41 protein-coding genes and 1 tRNA gene are annotated in these 21,913 nt (G+C 44.6%); 40 read left to right on the top strand and 2 right to left on the bottom strand.

Features of this window, described 5'->3' with window-relative positions; genetic code table 11:
* Positions 1-9 precede the first annotated feature (9 nt).
* Both GMA13_RS08780 and GMA13_RS08775 read left to right on the top strand, forming a co-directional pair.
* A complete protein-coding gene (locus GMA13_RS08780) occupies positions 10-525 on the top strand; it encodes a CYTH domain-containing protein (protein ID WP_255884162.1) in 516 nt (171 codons plus the stop codon).
* Between the two features lie 115 nt (positions 526-640).
* Entirely contained in the window at positions 641-1,711 is a 1,071-nt protein-coding gene (locus GMA13_RS08775; protein ID WP_255884161.1) for an Ig-like domain-containing protein, read from the top strand.
* 309 nt (positions 1,712-2,020) lie between these two features.
* Here the strand turns inward: GMA13_RS08775 and GMA13_RS08770 are convergent, their stop codons facing one another.
* A complete protein-coding gene (locus GMA13_RS08770; RefSeq protein ID WP_255884159.1) occupies positions 2,021-2,530 on the bottom strand; it encodes a cob(I)yrinic acid a,c-diamide adenosyltransferase in 510 nt (169 codons plus the stop codon).
* Between the two features lie 112 nt (positions 2,531-2,642).
* Here GMA13_RS08770 and GMA13_RS08765 point away from each other — a divergent pair, with 112 nt between their 5' ends.
* From GMA13_RS08765 to GMA13_RS08580, 38 genes are all read left to right on the top strand, one after another.
* On the top strand, positions 2,643-2,777 hold the full coding sequence (locus GMA13_RS08765) for a hypothetical protein (protein ID WP_255884158.1): 135 nt from the start codon (positions 2,643-2,645) through the stop codon (positions 2,775-2,777).
* A 367-nt stretch (positions 2,778-3,144) separates the two neighbouring features.
* Positions 3,145-3,456: a 30S ribosomal protein S10 gene (gene rpsJ, locus GMA13_RS08760; RefSeq protein WP_255884156.1), complete on the top strand. Its 312-nt coding sequence runs from the start codon at positions 3,145-3,147 to the stop codon at positions 3,454-3,456.
* A 71-nt stretch (positions 3,457-3,527) separates the two neighbouring features.
* Entirely contained in the window at positions 3,528-4,160 is a 633-nt protein-coding gene (gene rplC, locus GMA13_RS08755; protein ID WP_255884154.1) for a 50S ribosomal protein L3, read from the top strand.
* Positions 4,161-4,177: 17 nt separating this feature from the next.
* Positions 4,178-4,801 (top strand): 50S ribosomal protein L4, encoded by a 624-nt coding sequence (gene rplD, locus GMA13_RS08750; protein WP_255884152.1) that lies wholly within the window; start codon positions 4,178-4,180, stop codon positions 4,799-4,801.
* Complete coding sequence (rplW, locus tag GMA13_RS08745; RefSeq protein WP_305119724.1) at positions 4,801-5,091, top strand: 50S ribosomal protein L23; 291 nt, start codon at positions 4,801-4,803, stop codon at positions 5,089-5,091. Before rplD ends, rplW begins: the two co-directional genes overlap by 1 nt.
* An 81-nt stretch (positions 5,092-5,172) precedes the next feature.
* Positions 5,173-6,006, top strand: a complete 834-nt coding sequence (rplB, locus tag GMA13_RS08740; protein WP_255884150.1) for a 50S ribosomal protein L2 — start codon at positions 5,173-5,175, stop codon at positions 6,004-6,006.
* A 24-nt stretch (positions 6,007-6,030) separates the two neighbouring features.
* Positions 6,031-6,303, top strand: coding sequence for a 30S ribosomal protein S19 (gene rpsS, locus GMA13_RS08735; RefSeq protein WP_255884148.1), 273 nt, complete (start codon positions 6,031-6,033; stop codon positions 6,301-6,303).
* 19 nt (positions 6,304-6,322) lie between these two features.
* Positions 6,323-6,658 (top strand): 50S ribosomal protein L22, encoded by a 336-nt coding sequence (gene rplV, locus GMA13_RS08730; protein ID WP_255884146.1) that lies wholly within the window; start codon positions 6,323-6,325, stop codon positions 6,656-6,658.
* An 18-nt stretch (positions 6,659-6,676) separates the two neighbouring features.
* The gene (gene rpsC, locus GMA13_RS08725; RefSeq protein ID WP_255884145.1) at positions 6,677-7,342 is read left to right on the top strand and encodes a 30S ribosomal protein S3; all 666 of its coding nucleotides are present in this window, start codon (positions 6,677-6,679) and stop codon (positions 7,340-7,342) included.
* Complete coding sequence (gene rplP / locus GMA13_RS08720) at positions 7,342-7,764, top strand: 50S ribosomal protein L16 (protein WP_255884143.1); 423 nt, start codon at positions 7,342-7,344, stop codon at positions 7,762-7,764. Before rpsC ends, rplP begins: the two co-directional genes overlap by 1 nt.
* Positions 7,764-7,967, top strand: coding sequence for a 50S ribosomal protein L29 (gene rpmC, locus GMA13_RS08715; protein ID WP_255884141.1), 204 nt, complete (start codon positions 7,764-7,766; stop codon positions 7,965-7,967). Before rplP ends, rpmC begins: the two co-directional genes overlap by 1 nt.
* Before the next feature lie 17 nt (positions 7,968-7,984).
* A complete protein-coding gene (gene rpsQ, locus GMA13_RS08710) occupies positions 7,985-8,242 on the top strand; it encodes a 30S ribosomal protein S17 (protein ID WP_255884140.1) in 258 nt (85 codons plus the stop codon).
* Positions 8,243-8,273: 31 nt separating this feature from the next.
* On the top strand, positions 8,274-8,642 hold the full coding sequence (rplN, locus tag GMA13_RS08705) for a 50S ribosomal protein L14 (protein ID WP_255884139.1): 369 nt from the start codon (positions 8,274-8,276) through the stop codon (positions 8,640-8,642).
* A gap of 15 nt (positions 8,643-8,657) precedes the next feature.
* A complete protein-coding gene (gene rplX, locus GMA13_RS08700) occupies positions 8,658-8,978 on the top strand; it encodes a 50S ribosomal protein L24 (protein WP_255884138.1) in 321 nt (106 codons plus the stop codon).
* A 12-nt stretch (positions 8,979-8,990) separates the two neighbouring features.
* Entirely contained in the window at positions 8,991-9,530 is a 540-nt protein-coding gene (gene rplE, locus GMA13_RS08695; protein WP_255884137.1) for a 50S ribosomal protein L5, read from the top strand.
* 12 nt (positions 9,531-9,542) lie between these two features.
* Positions 9,543-9,728: a type Z 30S ribosomal protein S14 gene (locus tag GMA13_RS08690; RefSeq protein WP_255884136.1), complete on the top strand. Its 186-nt coding sequence runs from the start codon at positions 9,543-9,545 to the stop codon at positions 9,726-9,728.
* A 17-nt stretch (positions 9,729-9,745) separates the two neighbouring features.
* The gene (gene rpsH, locus GMA13_RS08685) at positions 9,746-10,144 is read left to right on the top strand and encodes a 30S ribosomal protein S8 (protein ID WP_255884134.1); all 399 of its coding nucleotides are present in this window, start codon (positions 9,746-9,748) and stop codon (positions 10,142-10,144) included.
* A 12-nt stretch (positions 10,145-10,156) separates the two neighbouring features.
* On the top strand, positions 10,157-10,705 hold the full coding sequence (gene rplF / locus GMA13_RS08680) for a 50S ribosomal protein L6 (RefSeq protein WP_255884132.1): 549 nt from the start codon (positions 10,157-10,159) through the stop codon (positions 10,703-10,705).
* 19 nt (positions 10,706-10,724) lie between these two features.
* Positions 10,725-11,084, top strand: coding sequence for a 50S ribosomal protein L18 (gene rplR, locus GMA13_RS08675; protein WP_255884130.1), 360 nt, complete (start codon positions 10,725-10,727; stop codon positions 11,082-11,084).
* 18 nt (positions 11,085-11,102) lie between these two features.
* Positions 11,103-11,603 carry a 30S ribosomal protein S5 gene (rpsE, locus tag GMA13_RS08670; RefSeq protein ID WP_255884128.1) on the top strand — a complete coding sequence of 167 codons (501 nt, stop codon included), beginning with the start codon at positions 11,103-11,105 and terminating at the stop codon, positions 11,601-11,603.
* 15 nt (positions 11,604-11,618) lie between these two features.
* Positions 11,619-11,798: a 50S ribosomal protein L30 gene (rpmD, locus tag GMA13_RS08665; protein ID WP_255884126.1), complete on the top strand. Its 180-nt coding sequence runs from the start codon at positions 11,619-11,621 to the stop codon at positions 11,796-11,798.
* Between the two features lie 17 nt (positions 11,799-11,815).
* Complete coding sequence (gene rplO / locus GMA13_RS08660; protein ID WP_255884124.1) at positions 11,816-12,256, top strand: 50S ribosomal protein L15; 441 nt, start codon at positions 11,816-11,818, stop codon at positions 12,254-12,256.
* The gene (gene secY / locus GMA13_RS08655) at positions 12,257-13,564 is read left to right on the top strand and encodes a preprotein translocase subunit SecY (RefSeq protein WP_255884122.1); all 1,308 of its coding nucleotides are present in this window, start codon (positions 12,257-12,259) and stop codon (positions 13,562-13,564) included. It begins immediately after the preceding gene.
* A 17-nt stretch (positions 13,565-13,581) separates the two neighbouring features.
* Positions 13,582-14,214: an adenylate kinase gene (locus GMA13_RS08650; protein ID WP_255884104.1), complete on the top strand. Its 633-nt coding sequence runs from the start codon at positions 13,582-13,584 to the stop codon at positions 14,212-14,214.
* A 6-nt stretch (positions 14,215-14,220) separates the two neighbouring features.
* Positions 14,221-14,973 carry a type I methionyl aminopeptidase gene (gene map, locus GMA13_RS08645; RefSeq protein WP_255884102.1) on the top strand — a complete coding sequence of 251 codons (753 nt, stop codon included), beginning with the start codon at positions 14,221-14,223 and terminating at the stop codon, positions 14,971-14,973.
* 10 nt (positions 14,974-14,983) lie between these two features.
* Positions 14,984-15,223, top strand: a complete 240-nt coding sequence (locus GMA13_RS08640) for a KOW domain-containing RNA-binding protein (protein ID WP_255884100.1) — start codon at positions 14,984-14,986, stop codon at positions 15,221-15,223.
* A 22-nt stretch (positions 15,224-15,245) separates the two neighbouring features.
* Positions 15,246-15,464: a translation initiation factor IF-1 gene (gene infA, locus GMA13_RS08635; protein ID WP_022299090.1), complete on the top strand. Its 219-nt coding sequence runs from the start codon at positions 15,246-15,248 to the stop codon at positions 15,462-15,464.
* A gap of 33 nt (positions 15,465-15,497) precedes the next feature.
* Positions 15,498-15,611, top strand: a complete 114-nt coding sequence (gene rpmJ / locus GMA13_RS08630; RefSeq protein WP_176830891.1) for a 50S ribosomal protein L36 — start codon at positions 15,498-15,500, stop codon at positions 15,609-15,611.
* A 42-nt stretch (positions 15,612-15,653) separates the two neighbouring features.
* Positions 15,654-16,022, top strand: coding sequence for a 30S ribosomal protein S13 (rpsM, locus tag GMA13_RS08625; protein ID WP_255884095.1), 369 nt, complete (start codon positions 15,654-15,656; stop codon positions 16,020-16,022).
* 18 nt (positions 16,023-16,040) lie between these two features.
* On the top strand, positions 16,041-16,442 hold the full coding sequence (gene rpsK / locus GMA13_RS08620; protein ID WP_255884093.1) for a 30S ribosomal protein S11: 402 nt from the start codon (positions 16,041-16,043) through the stop codon (positions 16,440-16,442).
* A gap of 26 nt (positions 16,443-16,468) precedes the next feature.
* Complete coding sequence (gene rpsD, locus GMA13_RS08615) at positions 16,469-17,062, top strand: 30S ribosomal protein S4 (RefSeq protein ID WP_255884092.1); 594 nt, start codon at positions 16,469-16,471, stop codon at positions 17,060-17,062.
* Between the two features lie 72 nt (positions 17,063-17,134).
* Positions 17,135-18,088, top strand: a complete 954-nt coding sequence (locus GMA13_RS08610; RefSeq protein WP_255884090.1) for a DNA-directed RNA polymerase subunit alpha — start codon at positions 17,135-17,137, stop codon at positions 18,086-18,088.
* 35 nt (positions 18,089-18,123) lie between these two features.
* The gene (gene rplQ / locus GMA13_RS08605) at positions 18,124-18,465 is read left to right on the top strand and encodes a 50S ribosomal protein L17 (RefSeq protein WP_255884088.1); all 342 of its coding nucleotides are present in this window, start codon (positions 18,124-18,126) and stop codon (positions 18,463-18,465) included.
* A gap of 58 nt (positions 18,466-18,523) precedes the next feature.
* Positions 18,524-18,600 (top strand) — tRNA-Arg (locus GMA13_RS08600).
* Between the two features lie 149 nt (positions 18,601-18,749).
* A complete protein-coding gene (locus tag GMA13_RS08595; RefSeq protein ID WP_255884086.1) occupies positions 18,750-19,271 on the top strand; it encodes an NUDIX domain-containing protein in 522 nt (173 codons plus the stop codon).
* A gap of 32 nt (positions 19,272-19,303) precedes the next feature.
* The gene (locus GMA13_RS08590) at positions 19,304-19,933 is read left to right on the top strand and encodes a non-canonical purine NTP pyrophosphatase (RefSeq protein WP_255884084.1); all 630 of its coding nucleotides are present in this window, start codon (positions 19,304-19,306) and stop codon (positions 19,931-19,933) included.
* A gap of 66 nt (positions 19,934-19,999) precedes the next feature.
* On the top strand, positions 20,000-21,376 hold the full coding sequence (locus GMA13_RS08585) for a glycine--tRNA ligase (protein ID WP_255884083.1): 1,377 nt from the start codon (positions 20,000-20,002) through the stop codon (positions 21,374-21,376).
* Positions 21,377-21,635: 259 nt separating this feature from the next.
* The gene (locus tag GMA13_RS08580; RefSeq protein WP_255884081.1) at positions 21,636-21,758 is read left to right on the top strand and encodes a hypothetical protein; all 123 of its coding nucleotides are present in this window, start codon (positions 21,636-21,638) and stop codon (positions 21,756-21,758) included.
* A 63-nt stretch (positions 21,759-21,821) separates the two neighbouring features.
* On the opposite strand, the gene GMA13_RS08575 is transcribed toward GMA13_RS08580, so the two are convergent.
* A partial coding sequence (locus GMA13_RS08575) for an IS3 family transposase (protein WP_255883785.1) occupies positions 21,822-21,913 on the bottom strand: 92 nt, incomplete at its 5' end.

Below are 21,913 nucleotides of genomic sequence, written 5' to 3'. Positions count from 1 at the left end.
TGATAATAAATGAATAACGTACCGCTTGAGATTGAGAGAAAATATCTTATAAGAATGCCGAGCCTTGATTTGCTCCAAAAGCAGAACGGCTACAAGGACACTGAAATGCTTCAAATGTATCTCTCACAGAACAGTGATTATGCAGGTATGAGAATAAGGAAAAGCGTAATGGATGGGGTTGTTTCCTGCAAGAGAACCTACAAAAGAGATATAACACCGCTTAAGCGTGTTGAAATTGAGGAGGATATAACCTTAGAGGAGTTTAACAGCTTGACGGCATATCGGGATTTAAAGTATTCACCAATTCATAAGCACAGGCACAGCTTTGAGTATAAGGGTCAAACGGTGGAGCTTGATATATATGACTTTTGGCAGGACAGGGCAACGGTGGAAGTTGAAATGAGAGATGAAGCTCAGCAGGTTGAACTGCCGCCGTTTTTAGAAGTTATCAAAGAGGTGACAGAAGATTTGCGTTATCGCAACCGTTCTCTCGCAAAATCTGCTATTACTGAGGAAATTAACTAAAAATATGTCTGTACACAGAGTTAAGTATGGAAGTAACGCCGCTGTAACTGTTCTTGACAAATTGTAATTATTTTGTTACAATTCTTGTTAAGAAATAAAGATTGGAGTTTATTCTATGAGAAAACCAAGAAAAATACTCTCTGTTATAGCGGCATCGTCCGTTGCCCTTACCAGTCTGTTTTGTGTTACAGCTGTTGAAACTACGGACGTTTCGTCATCGGCTGTTGCAAAGACGGTTTACGGCGATGTTGACCACAACGGTTATGTTTCAACGTTAGATGCAATACTGGTTATGAAATGCGCACTCGGCGAGAATGCTGTAAAGGCTGAAAATCTTACGGCAGCAGGAATGCCGAAAAGCGGCTTAAAGCTTAATGACGCCATTTCGGTTATGGAAATTACTCTCAAAGGCTCACCGGTAAGGGTAAAGGGCGTTGCTGTTTCCGCAAAATCAAAAACACTTGAGGTCGGCAAGACCTTTGCAGTCGGCGCAAGTGTGAATCCTTCAAATGCTACCAATAAATATCTTGCTTATTCTACCTCAAACAGTAAGGTTGCAACCGTTAATTCAAACGGTACGGTAACTGCTAAGGCGGCAGGTACTGCGGAAATAAAAGCGACCTCAGTTGACGGAGGCTATACTGCAAAGTGCAAAGTCACAGTTAAAGCTCCTCAGCCGAAAGGTACAATAAAGGTAAGCGGCGTTACATATAAGGTGTGTGATAATTACTCAAGCTCTTATCTGTATGATCAGCGCAATTACAGTAAGTTCAACGAGGGCAGCACAAATGTAGGGTGCAGCGCAACCGCTGAGGCTATCGGCGCATCAATGTATTTCGGCAAGAAAATTGCTCCGGACGATCCCAAGATAATCTGGACAGCATGGGGTGCAGGCTTTGGGCTTGCTAAGGTTCGTTATTACAACAACAGCGTTTCCAGCAAGCTAAAGGTTGCGTACACACAGCTTCAAAAGGGCAACCCGACTATAATAAACACGGCGAGCTACGGCAGCGACCACTGGCTTACCATCGTCGGTGTAAAACCGGGCGCAAGCTCATCAAACCTTAAAACCTCTGACTTCCTTGTTGCCAACCCTTGGGGAGGCGTGCTTTCTAACCTTGAAACCTACCTTAACAACACAGGAAGATGGATACCATATGATTATTCCGTGAGGGCATATGAATAACACGGATTAAGCCGTAATAACAAAAGCGATGCAAAGTTATGATAAACTACGCATCGCTTTTAATTATTTGTTATATAAAAATATCTGTGTTGAATTTTTGAGTATAACCATAGAATGTTAACTATTGTGTTAAGTAATCAAAGAAAAAATTAAAATCAACTCCGAAAATCAAACTCGGTGCAATAAGCTTGCTGACACAAATATTGATTCGATTCGTTTCAATTTACGCATAGGTGCGTCGAGAAACATCAATTCACATCAGTTTCATCTTGTATGTTTACCTAAAAATAACAATGTTATATGTTAGCGTTAGTATTCAATTCCCCTGCGAGGCTTAACGCCGCAATCATACGGGTGCTTTTTACAGTCGAAGCAGGTTGCGTAGTCGGCAAACTCAATAAATCGGCAGTCAACACTGTGACCTGTCAGAATAACTTCTTTTTTATCATATATAGATGTAATATAGGAGAGAAGAAAATCGGTATTAAAAAAACCACAGTCTGCAAGTGTGAAAAACTCATCTATTACAATCATATTATAGTCGGGTAACTTCTCAACAATTTCATTAAGCAGATTTTTGTATCTTTGCTTTTCAAGCGCAAGCTCCTCACCGTTCATCTGAAAGGTGAACTTGAGTTTGTCGGGGCAGGGTGTAAGGTCAATTCCGCTCGTTGCTCTCAAAACGGCTCTCTCACCGCTTTGCTCTGTTTTGAAAAGCTGTACAAACAAAACCTTAAAGCCTTGTCCTGCGGCACGAACAGCAGAGCCAACCGCACAGGTTGTTTTTCCCTTGCCGGTGCCGTAGTAAATATGAAGCATAGTATCATCTCCAATACCTATATTGTGCTAATAAAATTTCAAATTTGCATTGCAATATTATTTGCTATATCTTATTATATATGTAATCAAGAAAAAAGGAAGTGTTTTTTGTATGGCTGATAAAAATAAGAACACAAGAAAGAAAAAGGCGGATAAGCGTACAATATTCGTCAGAGTTGTGGCTTTAAGCGTTGCAGGCTTGATGGTTGCGTCTGTTTTTGCCGTATTGCTGAGCATACAGTACTGAGTTGACATATTGCACAAAAATTGTTTAAAATTTCTACAATACTTCTAAATATAAAGTTTCGCCGTTGGGATTGTTAAAATGGTGTTTTTATGTTATAATACACCTTGCGTGACTGCAACAGATATGCGTTGAAGCGGGAGGTTGCGGCTGAAAATGCCGGTTTTTCCGTGGAGTATGTCCGATTTTAAACCGGGCGAAGAAATAATCGTAAGCGTGATGCACCATTGGGTTGCGGTGTAGCTGTGCTTGCATGCTTTTTGTCCCGGGGTGACGTATGTCAGTCCGGTTTTTAAACGGTGGTTTACGAAACACCCGGAGCGGTGTGACGAAAAGCACGCCCGCCACTAATATTAAGGAGGCGATTTTCGTGGCAGTCAAGGAAAAAATAAGGATAAGATTAAAGGGTTATGATCATCAGCTTGTTGATCAGTCTGCTGAAAGAATTGTTCAGACAGCAAAGCGCACAGGCGCAAGGGTTTCCGGTCCGGTGCCGCTCCCGACAGAGAAGCAGGTTATCACAATCCTCCGTGCTGTTCATAAGTATAAGGACAGCCGTGAGCAGTTCGAAATGAGAACTCACAAAAGACTTATCGATATTTTAAGACCGTCAAACAAGACAGTCGAGGCTCTTATGAGCTTAGAGCTCCCTGCCGGTGTTGAAATTGAAATTAAATTATAATTCTCAACCAACCGCAGACAGGGTCATGTTGGGAAATCCCAACCAATAACCTTACAGGAGGCATAATAGATATGCAAAAGGCAATCATCGGTAAGAAAATCGGTATGACACAGATTTTCGACGAAAAGGGAAACGTCGTTCCCGTAACAGTTGTGGAAGCAGGTCCATGCGTTGTTTCTCAGAAAAAGACTGTTGAAAACGACGGTTACGCTGCAGTGCAGCTTGGCTTTGGCGATTTAAGAGCAAGCCAGGTAAACAAGCCAATGAAGGGTCACTTCGACAAGGCAGGCGTAGCACCAAAGAGAACTTTAAGAGAGTTCCGCTTTGAAAACACAGACGCTTACAATGTAGGCGACATTGTAAAGGCTGACACATTTGCAGCAGGTGACAAGGTTGACGTTACCGGCACAAGCAAAGGTAAGGGCTTTGCAGGCGTTATTAAGCGCTGGAACTTCCAGAGACTCAAGGAAACACACGGTACCGGCCCCTGCGTACGCACAGGCGGTTCAATCGGTTCATGTTCTTCCCCTTCAAGAGTTTGGAAGGGCAAAAAGATGGCAGGTCATCTTGGAGCAGAAAAGGTTACAGTACAGAACTTAAGGGTTGTTAAGGTTGACGCCGAAAGCAATCTTATCGCTATCAAGGGTGCTGTTCCCGGTCCTAACGGCGGTACGGTAGTAATCCGTGACTCCGTTAAGGCTTAATGAGAGGAGGAATTTAAATGCCTAATGTAGCAGTATTAGATATGGCAGGCAACAAGGTTTCTGAAATCACCTTGAGCGACGCTATTTTCGCAATTGAGCCTAACGCAGCAGTTATGCATCAGATGGTTGTAAACTATCTTGCAAACCAGCGTCAGGGCACACAGTCAGCTCTTACACGTGCAGAGGTTTCCGGCGGCGGTAAAAAGCCTTGGAGACAGAAGGGCACAGGCCACGCAAGACAGGGCTCAACAAGAGCTCCGCAGTGGACTCACGGCGGCGTTGTTTTCGCACCAAAGCCGAGAAGCTACAGATTCTCTGTAAACAAGAAGGTTAGAAGACTGGCTATGAAATCAGCTTTCTCGTCAAAGGCAGCAGCAGACGAAATTATTGTTCTTGATTCTTTGACAATGGACACCTACAAGACAAAGACTATCGCAGATATGCTTAAGGCAGTAGGTTCTGAAAAGAAGGCACTTATCGTTCTTCCTGAGGTTGACAGCAAGGTTATTGCTTCGGCAAGAAATATTCCGGGCGTTAAGACAGCTCAGGTAAACACACTTAACGTTTACGATATGTTAAACGCAGATAAGCTCATCATCGTTAAGGATGCAGTAGCAAAGATTGAGGAGGTGTACGCATAATGGCAGCACAGGATATTATCATCCGTCCGGTTGTAACCGAAAAGAGCATGGCCGGCATTGCCGAGAAAAAGTACACTTTCGAGGTTGCTAAAAATGCCGGAAAGATTGAAATTGCAAAAGCAGTTGAAGAGCTTTTCAAGGTTAAGGTTAAAAAGGTAAACACTGTTAACGTAAGAGGTCAGTTCCGCCGTCAGGGCAGAAACGAAGGTTACACATCAAGCTGGAAAAAGGCTTATGTAACTCTTACAGAGGACAGCAAAACTATTGAATTTTTTGAAGGCATGATGTAAGCCTGTAAAAAAATATAAACAGGCAGAAAGTATGGGGAAAGCCATATCCCCGCAAAGCCATCATGAGGAGAGTGAAATCGAATGGCCATTAAAGTATTTAAGCCGACTACAAACGCAAGAAGAAATATGTCGGTTACAGATTATTCGGTTCTTTCAAAGGTTGCTCCCGAAAAAAGCTTGCTTGCTCCGCTTAAGAAAAAGTCAGGCCGCAACAGCTACGGAAGAATCACCGTTCGTCACAGAGGCGGCGGTAACCGCAGAAAGTACCGTATCATTGATTTTAAACGTCAGAAGTTTGATGTTCCCGGAAAGATTGCAACACTTGAGTACGACCCAAACCGTAGCGCTTTCATCGCACTTGTTGAGTACGAAGACGGCGACAAGAGCTACATCATTGCTCCTAACGGCGTAAAGGTTGGCGACACAGTTGTTGCAGGCGCAACAGCAGATATCAAGCCGGGTAACGCACTTCCGCTTACAAACATTCCGACCGGTACATTTATCCATAACGTAGAGCTTTATCCGGGCAGAGGTGCTCAGCTTGCTCGTGCAGCAGGTAACATGGCTCAGCTTATGGCTAAGGAAAACGGAATGGCTCTTTTAAGACTTCCTTCGGGCGAGCTTAGAAACGTTCCTGCAACCTGTATGGCAACAATCGGTCAGGTTTCAAACACCGACCACGAAAATGTTAAAATCGGTAAAGCAGGTCGTAAGAGAAATATGGGCTGGAGACCGACAGTAAGAGGTTCTGTAATGAACCCGAATGACCACCCACACGGTGGTGGTGAAGGTAAGAGCCCGGTTGGACGTCCGGGTCCTTGCACACCATGGGGCAAGCCTGCTCTTGGTTACAAGACAAGAAAGCATCATAACCGTTCAGACAAGTACATTGTCAGACGCAGAAACGGTAAGTAATAGGCAGCGAAAGGAGCTTAAATTATGGGCAGAAGCATTAAAAAGGGTCCTTACGTGCAGCCTGTGCTGCTTAAGAGGATTCAGGCAATGAACGAAGCAGGAGAGAAGAGAATTCTCAAAACCTGGAGCAGATCTTCAACAATTTTCCCTGACTTCGTAGGTCATACATTTGCAGTCCATGACGGACGCAAGCACGTTCCGGTGTATGTTACAGAGGATATGGTAGGTCACAAGCTCGGCGAGTTTGCACCGACCAGAACCTTCAGAGGTCACGCCGGTTCTAAGACAAGCAGATAAACGGAAGGAGAGTTTTGCAATGGAATCAAAGGCATATTTAAACTATGTCCGTATTGCGCCGAGAAAGGTTTCAGTTGTGCTTGATCTTATAAGAAACAAGCCGGCAGACCTTGCAATGGCAATTCTTCAGCATACTCCTAAGGCTGCTTGTGAGCCGCTTTCAAAGCTGCTCAAGTCCGCTATGGCAAATGCTGAGAACAACCACAATATGGATGTTTCAAAGCTTTACGTTGCTTCATGCAGCGTAAGTCAGGGTCCAACCCTCAAGCGTATCCGTCCGAGAGCACAGGGACGTGCATACAGAATTAACAAGAAAACTTCACACATCACACTTGTTCTCAAGGAAATGGAATAATCAAAGGAGGTAAAGTAAATGGGCCAAAAGGTTAATCCGCACGGTCTCCGTGTTGGCGTAATTAAAGATTGGGAATCACGTTGGTTCGCAAATAAAAAAGACTTTGGCGACACACTTGTTGAGGACTATAACCTCCGTAAAACTTTGAAGAAGCAGCTTGCAGCAGCAGGCGTTCCAAAGATTGAAATCGAGCGTGACGCATCAAAGGTTAGAATTCACATTCACTGCGCTAAGCCGGGTATGGTTATCGGCAAAGGTGGCAGCGAAATAGAGAAGCTTCGTCTTCAGTGTGAGAAAATGCTTGGCAAGCACGTTGCAATCAATATCGTAGAGGTTAAATCTCCTGATATGAATGCACAGCTTGTTGCAGAGAGCATTGCTCAGCAGCTTGAGAAGAGAATTTCTTTCCGCCGTGCTATGAAGCAGGCTATCGGTCGTGCTATGAGATTCGGCGCAAAGGGTATCAAGACACAGTGCAGCGGTCGTCTTGGCGGTGCAGAAATTGCCCGCAGCGAAAGCTACCACGAGGGTACAATTCCGCTTCAGACACTCAGAGCTGACATTGATTACGGTTTTGCAGAGGCAGCCACAACCTACGGCATCATCGGCGTTAAGGTTTGGCTTTATAAGGGCGAGGTTCTGCACGAGCAGCGCAAACCCCGCAAAGAAGGAGGCAGTAAGTAATGCTTTTACCTAAGCGTGTAAAATACAGAAGAGTTCACAGAGGCCGCATGAAGGGCAAAGCATACCGTGGCAACAAGGTTACTTACGGTGAGTACGGCCTTCAGGCTCTTGAGCCATCATGGATCACATCAAACCAGATTGAAGCAGCTCGTATCGCTATGACACGTTACTGCAAGAGATTTGGTAAGGTTTGGATAAAGATTTTCCCGGATAAGCCGGTTACAGAGAAGCCTGCTGAAACTCGAATGGGTTCCGGTAAAGGTTCACCGGAGTACTGGGTAGCAGTTGTTAAGCCGGGCAGAGTTATGTTCGAGCTTGCAGGTGTTCCGGAAGCAACAGCAAGAGAGGCTCTTCGCCTTGCAGCCAACAAGCTTCCGATTAAGTGTAAATTCGTTAAAAAAGATGAGGGGGTTGAGCAATAATGAAAGCAGCAGAAATCAGAGAGCTGTCTGTTGAAGAGCTTGAGCTTAAAATTAAAGAGCTTAAGGAAGAGCTTTTTCAGCTTCGTTTCCAGCATGCCATCAACCAGCTTGACAACCCGATGCGTTTAAAGGCCGTTAAGAAGGACATTGCAAGAATCAAAACCGTTCTTCGTCAGCGTGAGCTTGAGAACGTTAACGCTTAAAGAAGGAGGATAAAGTCGTGAGCGATAGAAATATGAGAAAAACCGATGTCGGCATGGTTATCAGCGATAAGATGGATAAAACGGCAGTGGTTGCTATCGAAAACAGCGTAAAGCACCCGCTTTACAACAAGATTGTAAAACGCACAATTAAGCTCAAGGTTCATGATGAGAACAATGAGTGCAGTATTGGCGACAGAGTACGCATTATGGAGACTCGTCCTCTTTCAAAAGATAAGAGATGGCGTCTCGTCGAGATTATAGAAAAGGCTAAATAATTTAGCGCATTCGGTAAAGGAGGAACGCACTGTGATACAACAGCAGACCTACCTCAAAGTTGCTGACAACACCGGCGCAAAGGAGTTAATGTGCATTCGTGTTCTCGGCGGCACCAGAAGGAGGTACGCCAACATTGGCGACGTAGTGGTAGCTTCGGTTAAGAAAGCAGCACCAGGCGGCGTTGTTAAGAAGGGCGATGTAGTAAAGGCAGTTATCGTACGCTCTGCAAAGGGTGTGCGTCGTGATGACGGCACATACATTCGTTTCGACGAAAATGCAGCCGTTATTATTAAGGAAGACAAAAACCCGAAGGGCACTCGTATCTTCGGACCGGTAGCCAGAGAGCTTCGTGATAAGGATTATCTGAAGATTCTTTCTCTTGCTCCCGAAGTACTTTAATGGAGGTGTTACATTATGAATAACAAGGTTCATGTTAAAACAGGTGACACCGTAATCGTTTTAAGCGGTAAGGATAAGGGCAAAAAGGGTAAGGTTATGGCCGTTAGCCCGAAGGAAGATAAAGTTATCGTTGAAAAGGTCAACATGGTTAAGAAGCACGTTAAGCCCCGTAAAATGGGCGAGCAGGGCGGCATTGTAAAGGCTGAGGGCGCTATGTACTCCTCAAAGGTTCAAATTGTTTGCCCACGCTGCAACAAGCCGACACGTGTTGGTCACAAGCTTTATGAAGACGGCACAAAGGGCCGCATTTGTAAAAAATGCGGAGAATCACTGTAAGGAGGAGACAACATGGCAAGATTAAAGGATTTTTATGTAAGCGAAGTTGCTCCTGCACTTATGAATAAGTTCTCTTATAAGAGCGTTATGCAGATTCCTAAGCTCGACAAGATTGTTATTAACGTAGGTGCCGGTGAAGCAAGAGATAACTCAAAGGTTATTGACGCAATCCTGACAGACCTCAGCGCAATCACAGGCCAGAAGCCGCTTGTGTGCCGTGCAAGAAAGTCAGTTGCTAACTTTAAGCTTCGTGAGGGAATGCCGATTGGTGCAAAGGTTACACTCAGAGGCGAGAGAATGTATGAGTTCCTTGACAGACTCTTCAACGTAGCTCTCCCACGTGTTCGTGACTTCAGAGGCATCAACGCTAACTCCTTTGACGGCAGAGGTAACTACAACATGGGTCTTAAGGAGCAGCTCATTTTCCCTGAAATTGATTATGATAAGATTGACAAGGTTCGTGGTATGGACATTTGCTTCGTAACCACAGCAAAAACCGACGAAGAGGCTCGTGAGCTTTTAACTCTCATGGGCGCACCGTTTGCTAAATAAGGAGGGGTAATTGTGGCTAAAACTTCAATGAAGGTTAAACAAAAAAGAAAGCAAAAGTTTTCCTCAAGGGAATACAGCAGATGCAAAATCTGCGGCAGACCACATGCCTATCTTCGTAAGTTCGGTATTTGCCGTATCTGCTTCAGAGAGCTCGCTTACAAGGGCGAGATTCCCGGAGTAAAGAAGTCAAGCTGGTAAGCAAGGAGGACAAAACTATGCAGATTACTGATGCAATAGCAGATTTGCTTACAAGAATTCGTAATGCGAGTTCTGCAAAGCACGAAACAGTTGAAATTCCTTCATCAAATATGAAAAAGGCTATCTGCCAAATTCTTCTTGACGAAGGTTACATCAAGAGTTTCACTGTTACAGATGATGGCAAGCAGGGCATCATCAAGGTAACATTAAAATACGGCGAGGGCAAGAAGCCTGTTATCACAGGCCTCAGAAGAGTTTCAAAGCCGGGCCTGCGTATATACAGCAGTGTTGAGGATATGCCGAAGGTGTTAAAGGGCCTTGGTATTGCTATCGTTTCCACATCTAAGGGCGTTATGACAGACCGTCAGGCTCGTAAAGAGAATGTTGGCGGCGAAATCCTCGCATTCGTTTGGTAAGGGGGTGCGATTATGTCACGAATTGGAAGAAAACCCATAAATATTCCCGCTGGCGTTGACGTTAAGGTTGACAATAGCGTTGTAACCGTTAAGGGTCCTAAGGGTACGCTTACTCAGAAGGTTCACCCGAACATCACGGTTAAGGTTGAGGGCGGCATCATAGAGGTTACTCGCCCTAACGACGATAAAGAAAACAGATCGCTCCATGGTCTTACAAGATCCTTAATCGCAAATATGGTTGAGGGTGTTGTAAACGGCTATAAGAAGGAGCTTGACGTTAACGGTGTTGGTTACAGAGTTCAGAAGCAGGGTAATAAGTGCGTTATGAACCTTGGTTTCTCACATCAGGTTATCGTAGAGGACACAGAGGACATCAAGATTGAGGTTCCGGGTCCAAACAAAATCATCATCACAGGCATCGACAAGCAAAAGGTTGGTCAGTTTGCAGCCGAAGTAAGAGAAAAACGTCCACCGGAGCCGTACAAGGGCAAGGGCATCAAGTATGTTGATGAAGTTGTTCGTCGTAAGGAAGGCAAGGCCGGTAAGGGCGGCAAGAAATAATTAAGGAGAGTGAATGACTATGGTAAACAAGGCTGATAAAAATGTAGCTCGTTTAAAGCGCCACACAAGAGTTCGTGGCAAAATCAGCGGTACAGCGCAGCGTCCTCGCCTTAACGTATTCCGTTCATCAAAAAATATCTATGCTCAGATTATTGATGATGTAAACGGCGTAACTCTTGCAGCAGCTTCTTCACTTGACAAAAGCTTTGAAGGTCAAGGCGGCAACAAAGAGGCAGCCAGAAAAGTTGGCGAGATGATTGCAAAGAAAGCAGCAGACAAAGGCATAACCGACGTTGTATTCGACAGAGGCGGTTATCTTTACCACGGCCGTGTCAAGGAATTGGCCGAAGGCGCCCGTGAGGGCGGCCTCAAATTCTAAGAAGGGGAGGAAATAACTTTGGCTAATATTATTGACGGATCAACATTAGATTTACAGGAAAAGGTTGTTGCTATCAACCGTGTTTCCAAAACAGTAAAGGGCGGTCGTATCTTTAAGTTCGCAGCACTTGTTGTTGTTGGCGACGGTCAGGGTACTGTTGGCTTTGGTATAGGCAAGGCAGGCGAGGTTCCGGACGCTATCCGCAAGGGCATTGAGGACGCTAAGAAGAACCTTATGAAGGTTTCCCTTAAGGGCACAACAATTCCCCATGAGGTTATCGGCGAGTTCGGCGCAGGCAGAGTTTTGATGAAGCCTGCTGCTCCAGGTACCGGTGTTATCGCCGGCGGTCCTGTTCGTGCCGTTGTTGAAGCAGTCGGCATTAGAGACATCAGAACAAAGGCATTGCGTTCAAACAATCCCTGCAACGTTGTTAGAGCAACACTTCAGGGTCTTGGCGCACTCAGAAGCGCAGACGAAGTTGCGGCTATCCGCGGCAAGTCTGTAAGCGATATTTTATAATAGGGAGGAAGCAAGATGGCACAGTTAAGCATTAAGCTCAAGAAGAGCCTTATCGGCAGTAAAAAAGACCAAATTGCGACCGCCCACGCTCTTGGTCTTAAGAAAATCGGCGATGTAACAGTTCAGCCGGACAATCCGATGACACAGGGCAAGGTAGCAAAAATAATCCACCTCATCGAGGTTAGCGAAGCTTAAACAAGGAGGTGCGAATGATGAAGTTGCACGAACTTTCCCCCGTAGAGGGTTCAAAAAAGAATTCAAAGCGCATTGGCAGAGGTCACGGTTCTGGCTGGGGCAAAACAGCCGGTAAGGGTCACAAGGGTCAGAAGGCCCGCAGTGGCGGTGGCGTTCGTCCGGGCTTTGAAGGCGGTCAGATGCCGCTTCAGAGAAGAATTCCTAAGAGAGGATTCAACAACATTTTCGCTAAGGAAATTGTTGCAGTAAACCTTTCAGCACTCAACCGTTTTGAGGACGGTGCAGTTGTTGATACTCAGGCTCTTCTCAATGCAGGCATTGTAAAGAACAAATTTGACAGCATTAAGATTCTCGGTAACGGAAGCCTCACAAAGAAGCTTGAGGTTAAGGCTGCAGCATTTTCTGCTTCTGCAAAGGAGAAGATTGAGGCGGCAGGCGGAAAGGCCGAGGTGGTTTAATTGTTTAAAACAATACAGAACGCCTGGAGAATTCCTGACCTGAGAAAGAAAATTCTGTTTACTCTTTTAATAATTGTTGTATTCAGAATCGGTTCAGTTATCCCTGTTCCATTTTTGGATATGCCTGCGCTTGCACAACTTATGAATGGTCTAGATTCAAGCGGCTCAATTCTTGCGTATCTAAATACGCTCAGCGGCGGCGCCTTTTCAAATGCAACAATATTTGCAATGGGCGTTACCCCGTACATCAACTCTTCAATTATAATGCAGCTTTTGACAGTTGCTATTCCTCCTCTTGAGAGAATGGCAAAGGAAGGCGAGGACGGCAGAAAGAAAATTGCGACAATCACCCGTTATGTAACGGTTGGCCTTGGTCTTTTGCAGGGTGCCGCATACTACTGGTACTTGCTCGCATCAAATGTTGTTTCCTACAAAAGCGGCTTTGAAGCTGTATTTGCAGCTTTTGTAATTATTCTCACATTTACAGCCGGTACAGCTCTTATGATGTGGCTTGGTGAGCAGATTAACCAGTACGGTATCGGAAACGGTATTTCAATACTGCTTTTCGCAGGTATCGTTGCTCGTTTCCCGCTTACAATCACACAGCTCGGCGAATACTGGAAATTTGCTGTTGAGCAGGGTCAGACACAGTACTTCTTCCTTGTTCCGCTGTTCGTACTTATTTTCCTCGGAGTTATCTGGGTTATCGTATTTATGAACGACGCAGAGAGAAGAATTCCTGTTCAGTATGCTAAGAGAGTTGTAGGCAGAAAGATGTATGGCGGCCAGTCAAGCCACCTTCCGATTAAGGTTGGTCTAGGCGGCGTTCTTCCTATCATCTTTGCAAGCTCTATTCTTTCAATTCCGGCAACAATCAGACAGTTCTTCCCGAACATGGGTGACTTTTGGAACGGTGTATGGAGCTTGTTCGATTACGGCGGATGGCTGTATTCAGTTTTATTCTTCATACTGATTATAATGTTTGCGTACTTCTACACAACAATTCAGTATAATCCTGTAGAAATGTCCAATAATCTTCGTCAGAACAACGGCACCATTCCGGGTATTCGTCCCGGTAAGCCGACAACTGACTTTATTGCAAAAATCCTTTCAAGAATTACTCTTATCGGCGCTTTGTTCCTTGCGGTTATCGCAATCCTACCAATCGTATTCTGCGGAGTAGCAAATATGCAGGGTCTTTCAATGGGTGGTACTTCGGTAATCATTTTGGTTGGCGTTGCACTTGAGACAGTTAAGCAGATGGAATCTCAGATGATGATGCGTCATTATAAGGGCTTCCTTGACTAAGCTATGAGGAGAAGATTATGAATATTATTCTTTTAGGAGCTCCGGGTGCCGGCAAGGGCACCCAGGCAGAGGTTATTTCAAACCATCTGTCAATTCCCACAATTTCAACGGGTAACATTATCCGTGAAGCGCTGAGAAGCGGCACACAGATGGGTCTTAAGGCTAAGTCATTTATGGACGCAGGTCAGCTTGTTCCTGATGAGGTTGTAATCGGCATAATAAAGGACAGACTTGCAAACGATGACTGCAAAAACGGCTTTATCCTTGACGGATTTCCGAGAACCATTCCGCAGGCCGAGGCTCTGGACACAATGGGCGTTGTTATTGACAAGGTAATTGATATTGAGGTACCTGATGAGAACATCGTTAAGCGTATGTCCGGACGCCGTGTTTGTGCAGACTGCGGCGCAAGCTATCACCTTGACTATAAAAAGCCAAGTAAAGACGGTGTTTGCGACAGCTGCGGCGGCACCCTTGTTCAGCGCAAGGACGATCATCCGGATACAGTTCTGGCAAGACTTCAGGTTTACCACAACGAAACCGAGCCGCTCAAGGGCTACTACGAGAAGCAGGGTAAGCTTGCCATCGTAGAGGGTCAGGAGGAAATTAAGGACACAACTGCCCTTATCCTCGCAGAAGTAGAGGCGTAAGTTTATATGGTAGTACTAAAAACTTCCCGAGAGCTTTCTAAAATGCGCGAGGCAGGAAGAATTTCCGCAAACGCATTAAAGATTGCAGGTCAGGCAGTTGAACCGGGCGTTTCAACTGCCGAGATTGACCGGGTAGTTCGCAAATATATCGAGGGGCAGGGCGCTAAGCCCTCGTTCCTCGGCTATGGCGGATTTCCGGCAAGCGCCTGTATTTCGGTAAACGAAGAGGTCGTCCATGGCATACCGTCAAAAAAACGCATCCTTAAAAGCGGCGATATTGTGTCAATTGATGTTGGCGCATTTATCGACGGCTTTCACGGCGACAACGCATGGACCTTTGCCTGCGGCGATATAAGCGCAGAGGCTCAGGGCTTGCTGGACGCAACTAAGGAGAGTCTGTTTGAGGGAATTAAGCAGGCTGTTGCCGGCAATCGCATAGGCGATATCGCCAGCGCAGTTCAAAGGTATGTCGAAGCTCGCAACTACTCGGTGGTACGTGATTATGTCGGCCACGGCGTAGGTGCGAAATTACACGAAGATCCAAGTGTACCTAATTTCGGTACGCCCGGCAGAGGTGTGCGCCTGTTACCGGGAATGACTATTGCCATTGAGCCTATGATAAATTTAGGCACCCACAAGGTCAGGGTTTTGGACGATGACTGGACTGCTGTTACAGCAGACGGCAAGATGTCGGCTCATTTTGAGCATTCGGTTGCAATTACAGCCGACGGGCCCGTTATCCTTACACTTGCCGACTGAGAGGTGCGGCATGGATATTCAAAGGGGACTTGTGGTACGAGCAAAAAGCGGCAGAGATAAAAACAGATTTTTTGTTGTTATCTGCTGTGACGGTGAATATGCTTATATTGCAGACGGCAAAACAAGACGACTTGAAAAGCCGAAGCGAAAAAATGTTAAGCATCTGTTCGTTACAAACACAGTTATTCCGGTTGATTCAATAAATACCGATAAGCTGATTAAATCGCAGTTAAGAGATTTTAACGTATAAGCGTTTATGAGGAGGTAATTTTATGTCAAAACAGGACGTTATCGAAATTGAGGGTACAGTAACTGAGGCTCTTCCGAACGCACAGTTCAAAGTTGAGCTTCCTAACGGACACATAATCCTTGCTCACATTTCAGGCAAGCTGAGAATGAACTTCATCAGAATCCTGCCCGGTGACAAGGTTACAGTTGAGATGTCTCCTTACGACCTTACAAGAGGCCGTATTACGTGGAGAAGCAAGTAATATATTAACACTTAAGAAAGGAATGATTACACAATGAAAGTCAGACCTTCAGTAAAGAAAATTTGCGAAAAGTGCAAGGTAATTAAGCGCAAGGGTAAGGTAATGGTTATTTGCGAGAATCCGAAGCACAAGCAGCGTCAGGGCTAATGCTACAATTTAAATCTTAAAATTATATGGAGGTGCAACAAAATGGCTCGTATAGCAGGTGTTGACTTGCCGAGAGACAAGAGAGTTGAAATCGGTTTAACCTATATTTACGGTATCGGCAGAAAGACTGCAAGCGACATAGTTGCTGCAACAGGAATCAATCCTGACACTCGTGTCAGAGATTTGACAGAAGATGATGTTTCAAAGCTTAGAGAATATATCGACCACAACTGCCGTGTTGAAGGTGACCTTCGCCGTGACATTGCATTTGATATCAAAAGACTTATTGAAATTGGTTGTTATAGAGGCGTTCGCCACAGAAAGGGTCTTCCGGTAAGAGGCCAGCGTTCAAAGACAAACGCACGTACTCGCAAGGGTCCGAGAAAAACAATGGCTAATAAGAAGAAATAAGCAAGGAGGGTTTAAGCTATGGCAGCACCTAAGGGTAAAAAGACTACTGTTCGCCGCCGCCGTGAAAGAAAGAATATTGAGCGTGGCGCAGCACACATTCAGTCTACTTTTAACAACACTATAGTTACTATTTCAGACGTACAGGGCAACGCTGTATCGTGGGCAAGCGCAGGCGAGCTTGGCTTCAGAGGTTCAAGAAAGTCAACTCCGTTCGCAGCTCAGTCAGCAGCCGAGACAGCTGCAAAGGCAGCTATGGAGCACGGAATGAAGTCCGTTGAAGTTTACGTTAAGGGTCCTGGCGCAGGCCGTGAGGCTGCAATCAGAGCGTTGCAGTCAGCAGGTCTTGAGGTTTCTATGATCAAAGACGTAACACCAATCCCGCACAACGGATGCCGTCCTCCTAAGAGAAGACGCGTATAGTCAAAAAATAAAGGAGGAAATAACCCATGGCAAAAAATATGCAGCCTATTGCAAAGCGTTGCAGAGCTCTCGGAATTTCTCCCGCTGTAATGGGATATTCCAAGAAAACTTCTAACAGAAATCCTAACGGAAATTCAAGAAGAAAAAAGAGCGAGTATAGCCTTCAGCTCACAGAAAAGCAGAAGGTAAAGTTCATATACGGCATTATGGAGAAGCAGTTCAGAATGTACTACGAGAAGGCTGAGAAGGCTCAGGGCAAAACCGGTGAGGTTCTTCTTACAACAATTGAGCGCAGACTCGACAACGTAGTATTCAGACTTGGCTTCGCAAGAACAAGAAGAGAAGCAAGACAGCTTGTAAACCATGCTCACTTCACAGTAAACGGCAAGAAGGTTAACATTCCGTCTTACCTCGTAAAGGTTGGCGACGTTATCGCTGTAAGCGATAAGAGCAAGTCAACAACACGCTACAAGGAGATCGGCGCAGAGTCTACACTTCTTCCGAAGTGGCTTGAGAAATCAGAAAATGAGCTCAGCGGCAAGGTTGTTGCAATGCCTGAGAGAGAGGACATTGACTTCCCGGTAGAGGAGCACCTTATCGTCGAGTTGTACTCCAAGTAATCCCTTATTTTTTAGTACGCATATAAACGCAGGGCGGCTTTACGCCGCCTAACATAGGGAGGAGATTCGCTGATGATAGAATTTGAAAAGCCAAGAATTGACATAGAAGAATTATCCGCCGACGGCAAATACGGCAAGTTTGTAGTAGAGCCATTGGAGCGTGGCTTTGGTAACACCCTCGGTAACAGCTTAAGAAGAGTTCTTCTTTCTTCCCTTGAGGGTGTGGCAGTAACATCAATTAAAATTGATGGTGTTCTCCACGAATTTTCAACGATTCCCGGCGTTAAAGAGGATGTAACCGAGATTGTGCTTAATATGAAGGGCTTAACAGCTAAGCTTTACTGCGAAGGCGAGAAAACCGTTGAAATTAACGCAGAAGGTCCTTGTGTTGTAACAGCAGCTTCAATTAAGTGCGACAGCGAGGTTGAAATCCTTAATCCGGATATGCACATTGCAACACTCGGCGACGACGCTAAGCTCAATATGGAGATTAAACTCGATAAGGGCAGAGGCTATGTTCCGGCGGAGCGCAATAAGGCAATTTCGGGCAATAATGTAATCGGTGTTTTGCCTGTCGATTCTATCTACACGCCTGTTATCAAGGTTAATTATACTGTTGAAAACACACGTGTAGGTCAGATTACAGACTATGACAAGCTTACACTTGATGTATGGACAAACGGCGTAATAAACGCACAAGAGGCAGTATCTCTTGCAGCAAAGGTACTCACAGAGCACCTTAACCTGTTTGTTGACCTTTCTGATAAGGGTCACAGCACAGAAATAATGGTGGAAAAGGACGACAAGGGTAAGGAAAAGGTTCTTGAAATGACTATTGAGGAGCTTGACCTTTCGGTTCGTTCATTCAACTGCTTAAAGCGTGCCGGTATTAACACAGTAGAAGACTTAATTAATAAATCTGAGGACGATATGATGAAGGTGAGAAACCTCGGCAGAAAATCTCTTGAAGAGGTTATCTACAAGCTGCAGAGCCTTGGCTTCAGTCTTCAGAAAGAGGACGAATAATCCTTTTAAGAATTTAAGTAAAGGAGTGACTTTCAATGCCAGGAACAAGAAAATTGGGAAGAACAACTGCTCACAGAACAGCAATGCTCAGAGCTTTGGTTACATTCCTGTTTGAGAACGGCAAAATTGAAACAACTGTAACTCGTGCTAAAGAGGTTAGCTCTATGGCAGAGAAGATGATAACAATAGCTAAGGATGACAGCCTTCACAACAAGCGTATGGTAATGTCTTTTGTAACAAAGGAAGACGTTGCTCACAAGCTTTTCAGTGAGATTGCCCCTAAGTATGCTGACAGAAAAGGCGGCTACACCAGAATTACAAAGCTGGGACCCCGCAGAGGAGACGCAGCAGAGATGGCTATTATTGAGCTTATCTGATGACAGAATAAATAATGGCGGGGCTTTATAAGCTCCGCCGTTTTTGCCTATTATATTTCCGCCCGTAGCATAGCCGGATAATGCAACGGATTCCGATTCCGGAGATCGGGGGTTCAAATCCCTCCGGGCGGGCCAAACAGAAAAGTTGCATTTCGTAAGAAGTGCAGCTTTTTTATTTTGTTCGTTTTTAATTGTTCAATTAACGCAATTTTTCTGAACGAATAATGACAGATAAATAATTCTATTTAATGTATAATTGAGAACATATAGATTGGAGAATAAAAATGGAGTGTTGGGATATATATGACGCTGAAAGGCAGAAAACAGGCAGAACTATTCAGAGGGGAAAAACACTTGAATACGGAGATTTGCATGTTGTTGTTCACGTTTGTATTTTTAATTCTAAGGGGGAAATGCTGATACAACAGCGCCAGCCGTTTAAGGAAGGCTTTCCGAATATGTGGGATGTATCAGTCGGCGGAAGTGCTTTGGCAGGAGAAACAAGCGCACAGGCGGCACAGCGTGAAACACTTGAGGAGATAGGAGTTGAATTAAAGCTGAACGGGCAAAGACCGCACCTTACAATTAATTTTGAATATGGATTTGATGATTTCTATCTTGTCGATAGTGATGTTGACATTTCAAGACTTACTCTTCAATATGAGGAGGTTAAGACTGTTAAATGGGCAACGAGAGAAGAAATATATATGATGATGAAAAGCGGCAAGTTTATTCCTCGTTACAAAAGTCTTGTTGATTTGCTTTTTGATATGCATGGAAATGCTATGGGTGATTTTTGTGATTAAAGAATTAAAGAAATAATATAGGAAGTGATACAATGAAGCTTTTATACGGTACAGGCAATGCGGCGAAATTAGCGGCTATAAAACGGCGTTTAGAGCCGCTTGATATTGAGCTAATCGGACTTGGTGAGCTGAATACACCGATTCCCGATGTAGTTGAAGACGGCACAACCCCACTTGAAAACGCTGAGAAAAAGGCAAGAGCTTACTATAAAGCCTTCGGTATGCCGGTGTTTTCCTGTGATTCAGGCTTGTATATCGAGGGTATATCGGATGATGAACAGCCGGGAGTTCACGTTAGAACGGTGAACGGCAAGTACCTTTCCGATACTGAAATGACAGAGCATTATTCAGCTCTTGCAGAAAAATACGGCGATTTGACAGCAAAATACAAGAATGCAATTTGCCTGATTACAGACAGCGAGCATATATACAAGGCAATGGATGAGAGTATGGCAAGTGAGCCGTTTATAATCACCGCAGTACCTCATAAAGTTGTCAAAAAGGGCTTTCCGCTCGACAGTCTGTCGATTGACATAAAAACAGGCAAATACTATTACGATTTAAACCCCGAAGAGCTTGATCGTGTGGCGGTTGAGGACGGATTTCTTGAATTTTTCTGCAAACACCTTGGCTTACTTGACAAAAGCGGCTGTTTGGACTAAGATATTATCTGTGTAAGATTATCCCGTATTTTTAAGCAATAAATAATTCTGAAAGGAATCAAGGATATGAATAACAGCGAAAAAGTTATGGACAAAATTGTTGCTCTATGTAAGGGCAGAGGCTTTGTTTACCCGGGTTCGGAGATTTACGGCGGACTTGCAAACACATGGGATTACGGCCCGCTTGGAACAGAGCTTAAGAACAACATTAAAAACGCATGGCGCAAGAAGTTTATTCAGGAGAACAAGTATAACGTTGGCCTTGACTCTGCGATACTTATGAATCCGCAGACATGGGTTGCGTCAGGCCACCTTGGCGGCTTCTCTGACCCTCTTATGGACTGCCGTGACTGTAAAACACGCCACAGAGCAGATAACCTAATTGAGGACTTTGACGGCACAAATGTTGCAGGCTGGTCAAATGAGGATATGATGAATTACATTAAGGAGCACGAAATTCCCTGCCCAAACTGCGGTAAGCACAATTTTACGGATATCCGCCAGTTTAACCTTATGTTCAAGACATTTCAGGGTGTTACTGAGGACAGCAAGAACGAAATCTATCTTCGTCCTGAAACTGCACAGGGTATTTTCGTAAACTTTGCAAATATTCAGAGAACAAGCAGAAGAAAGGTTCCGTTTGGTGTTGCTCAGATTGGTAAATCATTCAGAAACGAAATCACACCGGGTAACTTTATCTTCCGTGTAAGAGAATTTGAGCAGATGGAGCTTGAATTTTTCTGTAAGCCCGGAACAGACCTTGAATGGTTTGACTATTGGAGAAGCTTCTGCCGTGATTGGCTCTATTCACTCAACATCAAGGAGGAAAACCTCAGACTCCGTGACCACTCTCCGGAGGAGCTTTGCTTCTACTCGAAGGCTACAACCGACTTTGAGTATCTCTTCCCGTTTGGTTGGGGTGAGCTTTGGGGTGTTGCAGACAGAACAGACTATGATCTCACTCAGCATCAGAATCACTCAGGCAAGAGCCTTGAGTACTTCGACCCGACTGACAACTCAAGATATGTTCCGTATGTTATTGAGCCGTCGCTCGGCGTTGAGCGTCTTTTCCTTGCAATCATAACAGAGGCTTATGACGAGGAGGTTGTTGACGAAAAGGACACAAGAGTTGTGTTAAGACTCCACCCTGCGCTTGCACCGTTCAAAGCTGCCGTTTTGCCGCTTTCAAAGAAGTTGTCTGAGAAGGCAGGCGAGGTGTTTGATATGATTTCAAGCGAATTTATGGTTGAGTTTGACGATGCAGGCTCTATCGGCAAGCGTTATCGCCGTCAGGACGAAATCGGCACACCGCTGTGTATTACATATGACTTTGACAGCGAAACAGACGGCTGTGTTACAGTTCGTGACCGTGACACAATGCAGCAGGAGAGAATTGCAATAGATAAGCTTAAGGATTATATCTCAGACAAGGTTAAGTTCTGATTGCGGATATAATTGATTAATTAAGCAGCAGAATATAAAAGCAGGCTTCGGGGTTTATAAACCGAGGCCTGCTTTTTACAAGCTTTTATCGATCGCTTAAAGATTGTAGTATATCAGTTTGTAACTTGCATCCTGTAAAAACGGAATAAGCTAATAAAGCTTAAGGTGAATTTGATTATATTAATCAGGAATAAGCAGTAACACATTTTCCGCTTTTCAATATAATGGTAATGTAACGAATGAAAGGAGGAAAACAACAATGTGTGGATTTGGTAATAACTGCTCATGGATAATTATCCTTATCATCCTTTTCTGCTGCTGCGGTAACAACAGCTTTTCCGGTAACGACTGCAACAACAACAGTTGTGGTTGCGGCTGCTAACAGCCAAATTTAAGAAAGGGGCGGCTTTTGAAGTGAACCCCAAAGTTTAGACAAAATTAAATATTAAATTACTTGAGAATGAGTTCGGTATTGTACCGGGCTCATTTTCAGTTTTGATACAATTCGTTCATTGTTGTAGTAATCGATGTATTTCT

It is taken from the genome of Ruminococcus sp. zg-924, assembly GCF_024433635.1.
In the GTDB taxonomy this organism is placed as follows: Bacteria; Bacillota; Clostridia; order Oscillospirales; family Acutalibacteraceae; genus UBA7067.
This window is presented reverse-complemented; position numbering and strand designations above follow the sequence as displayed.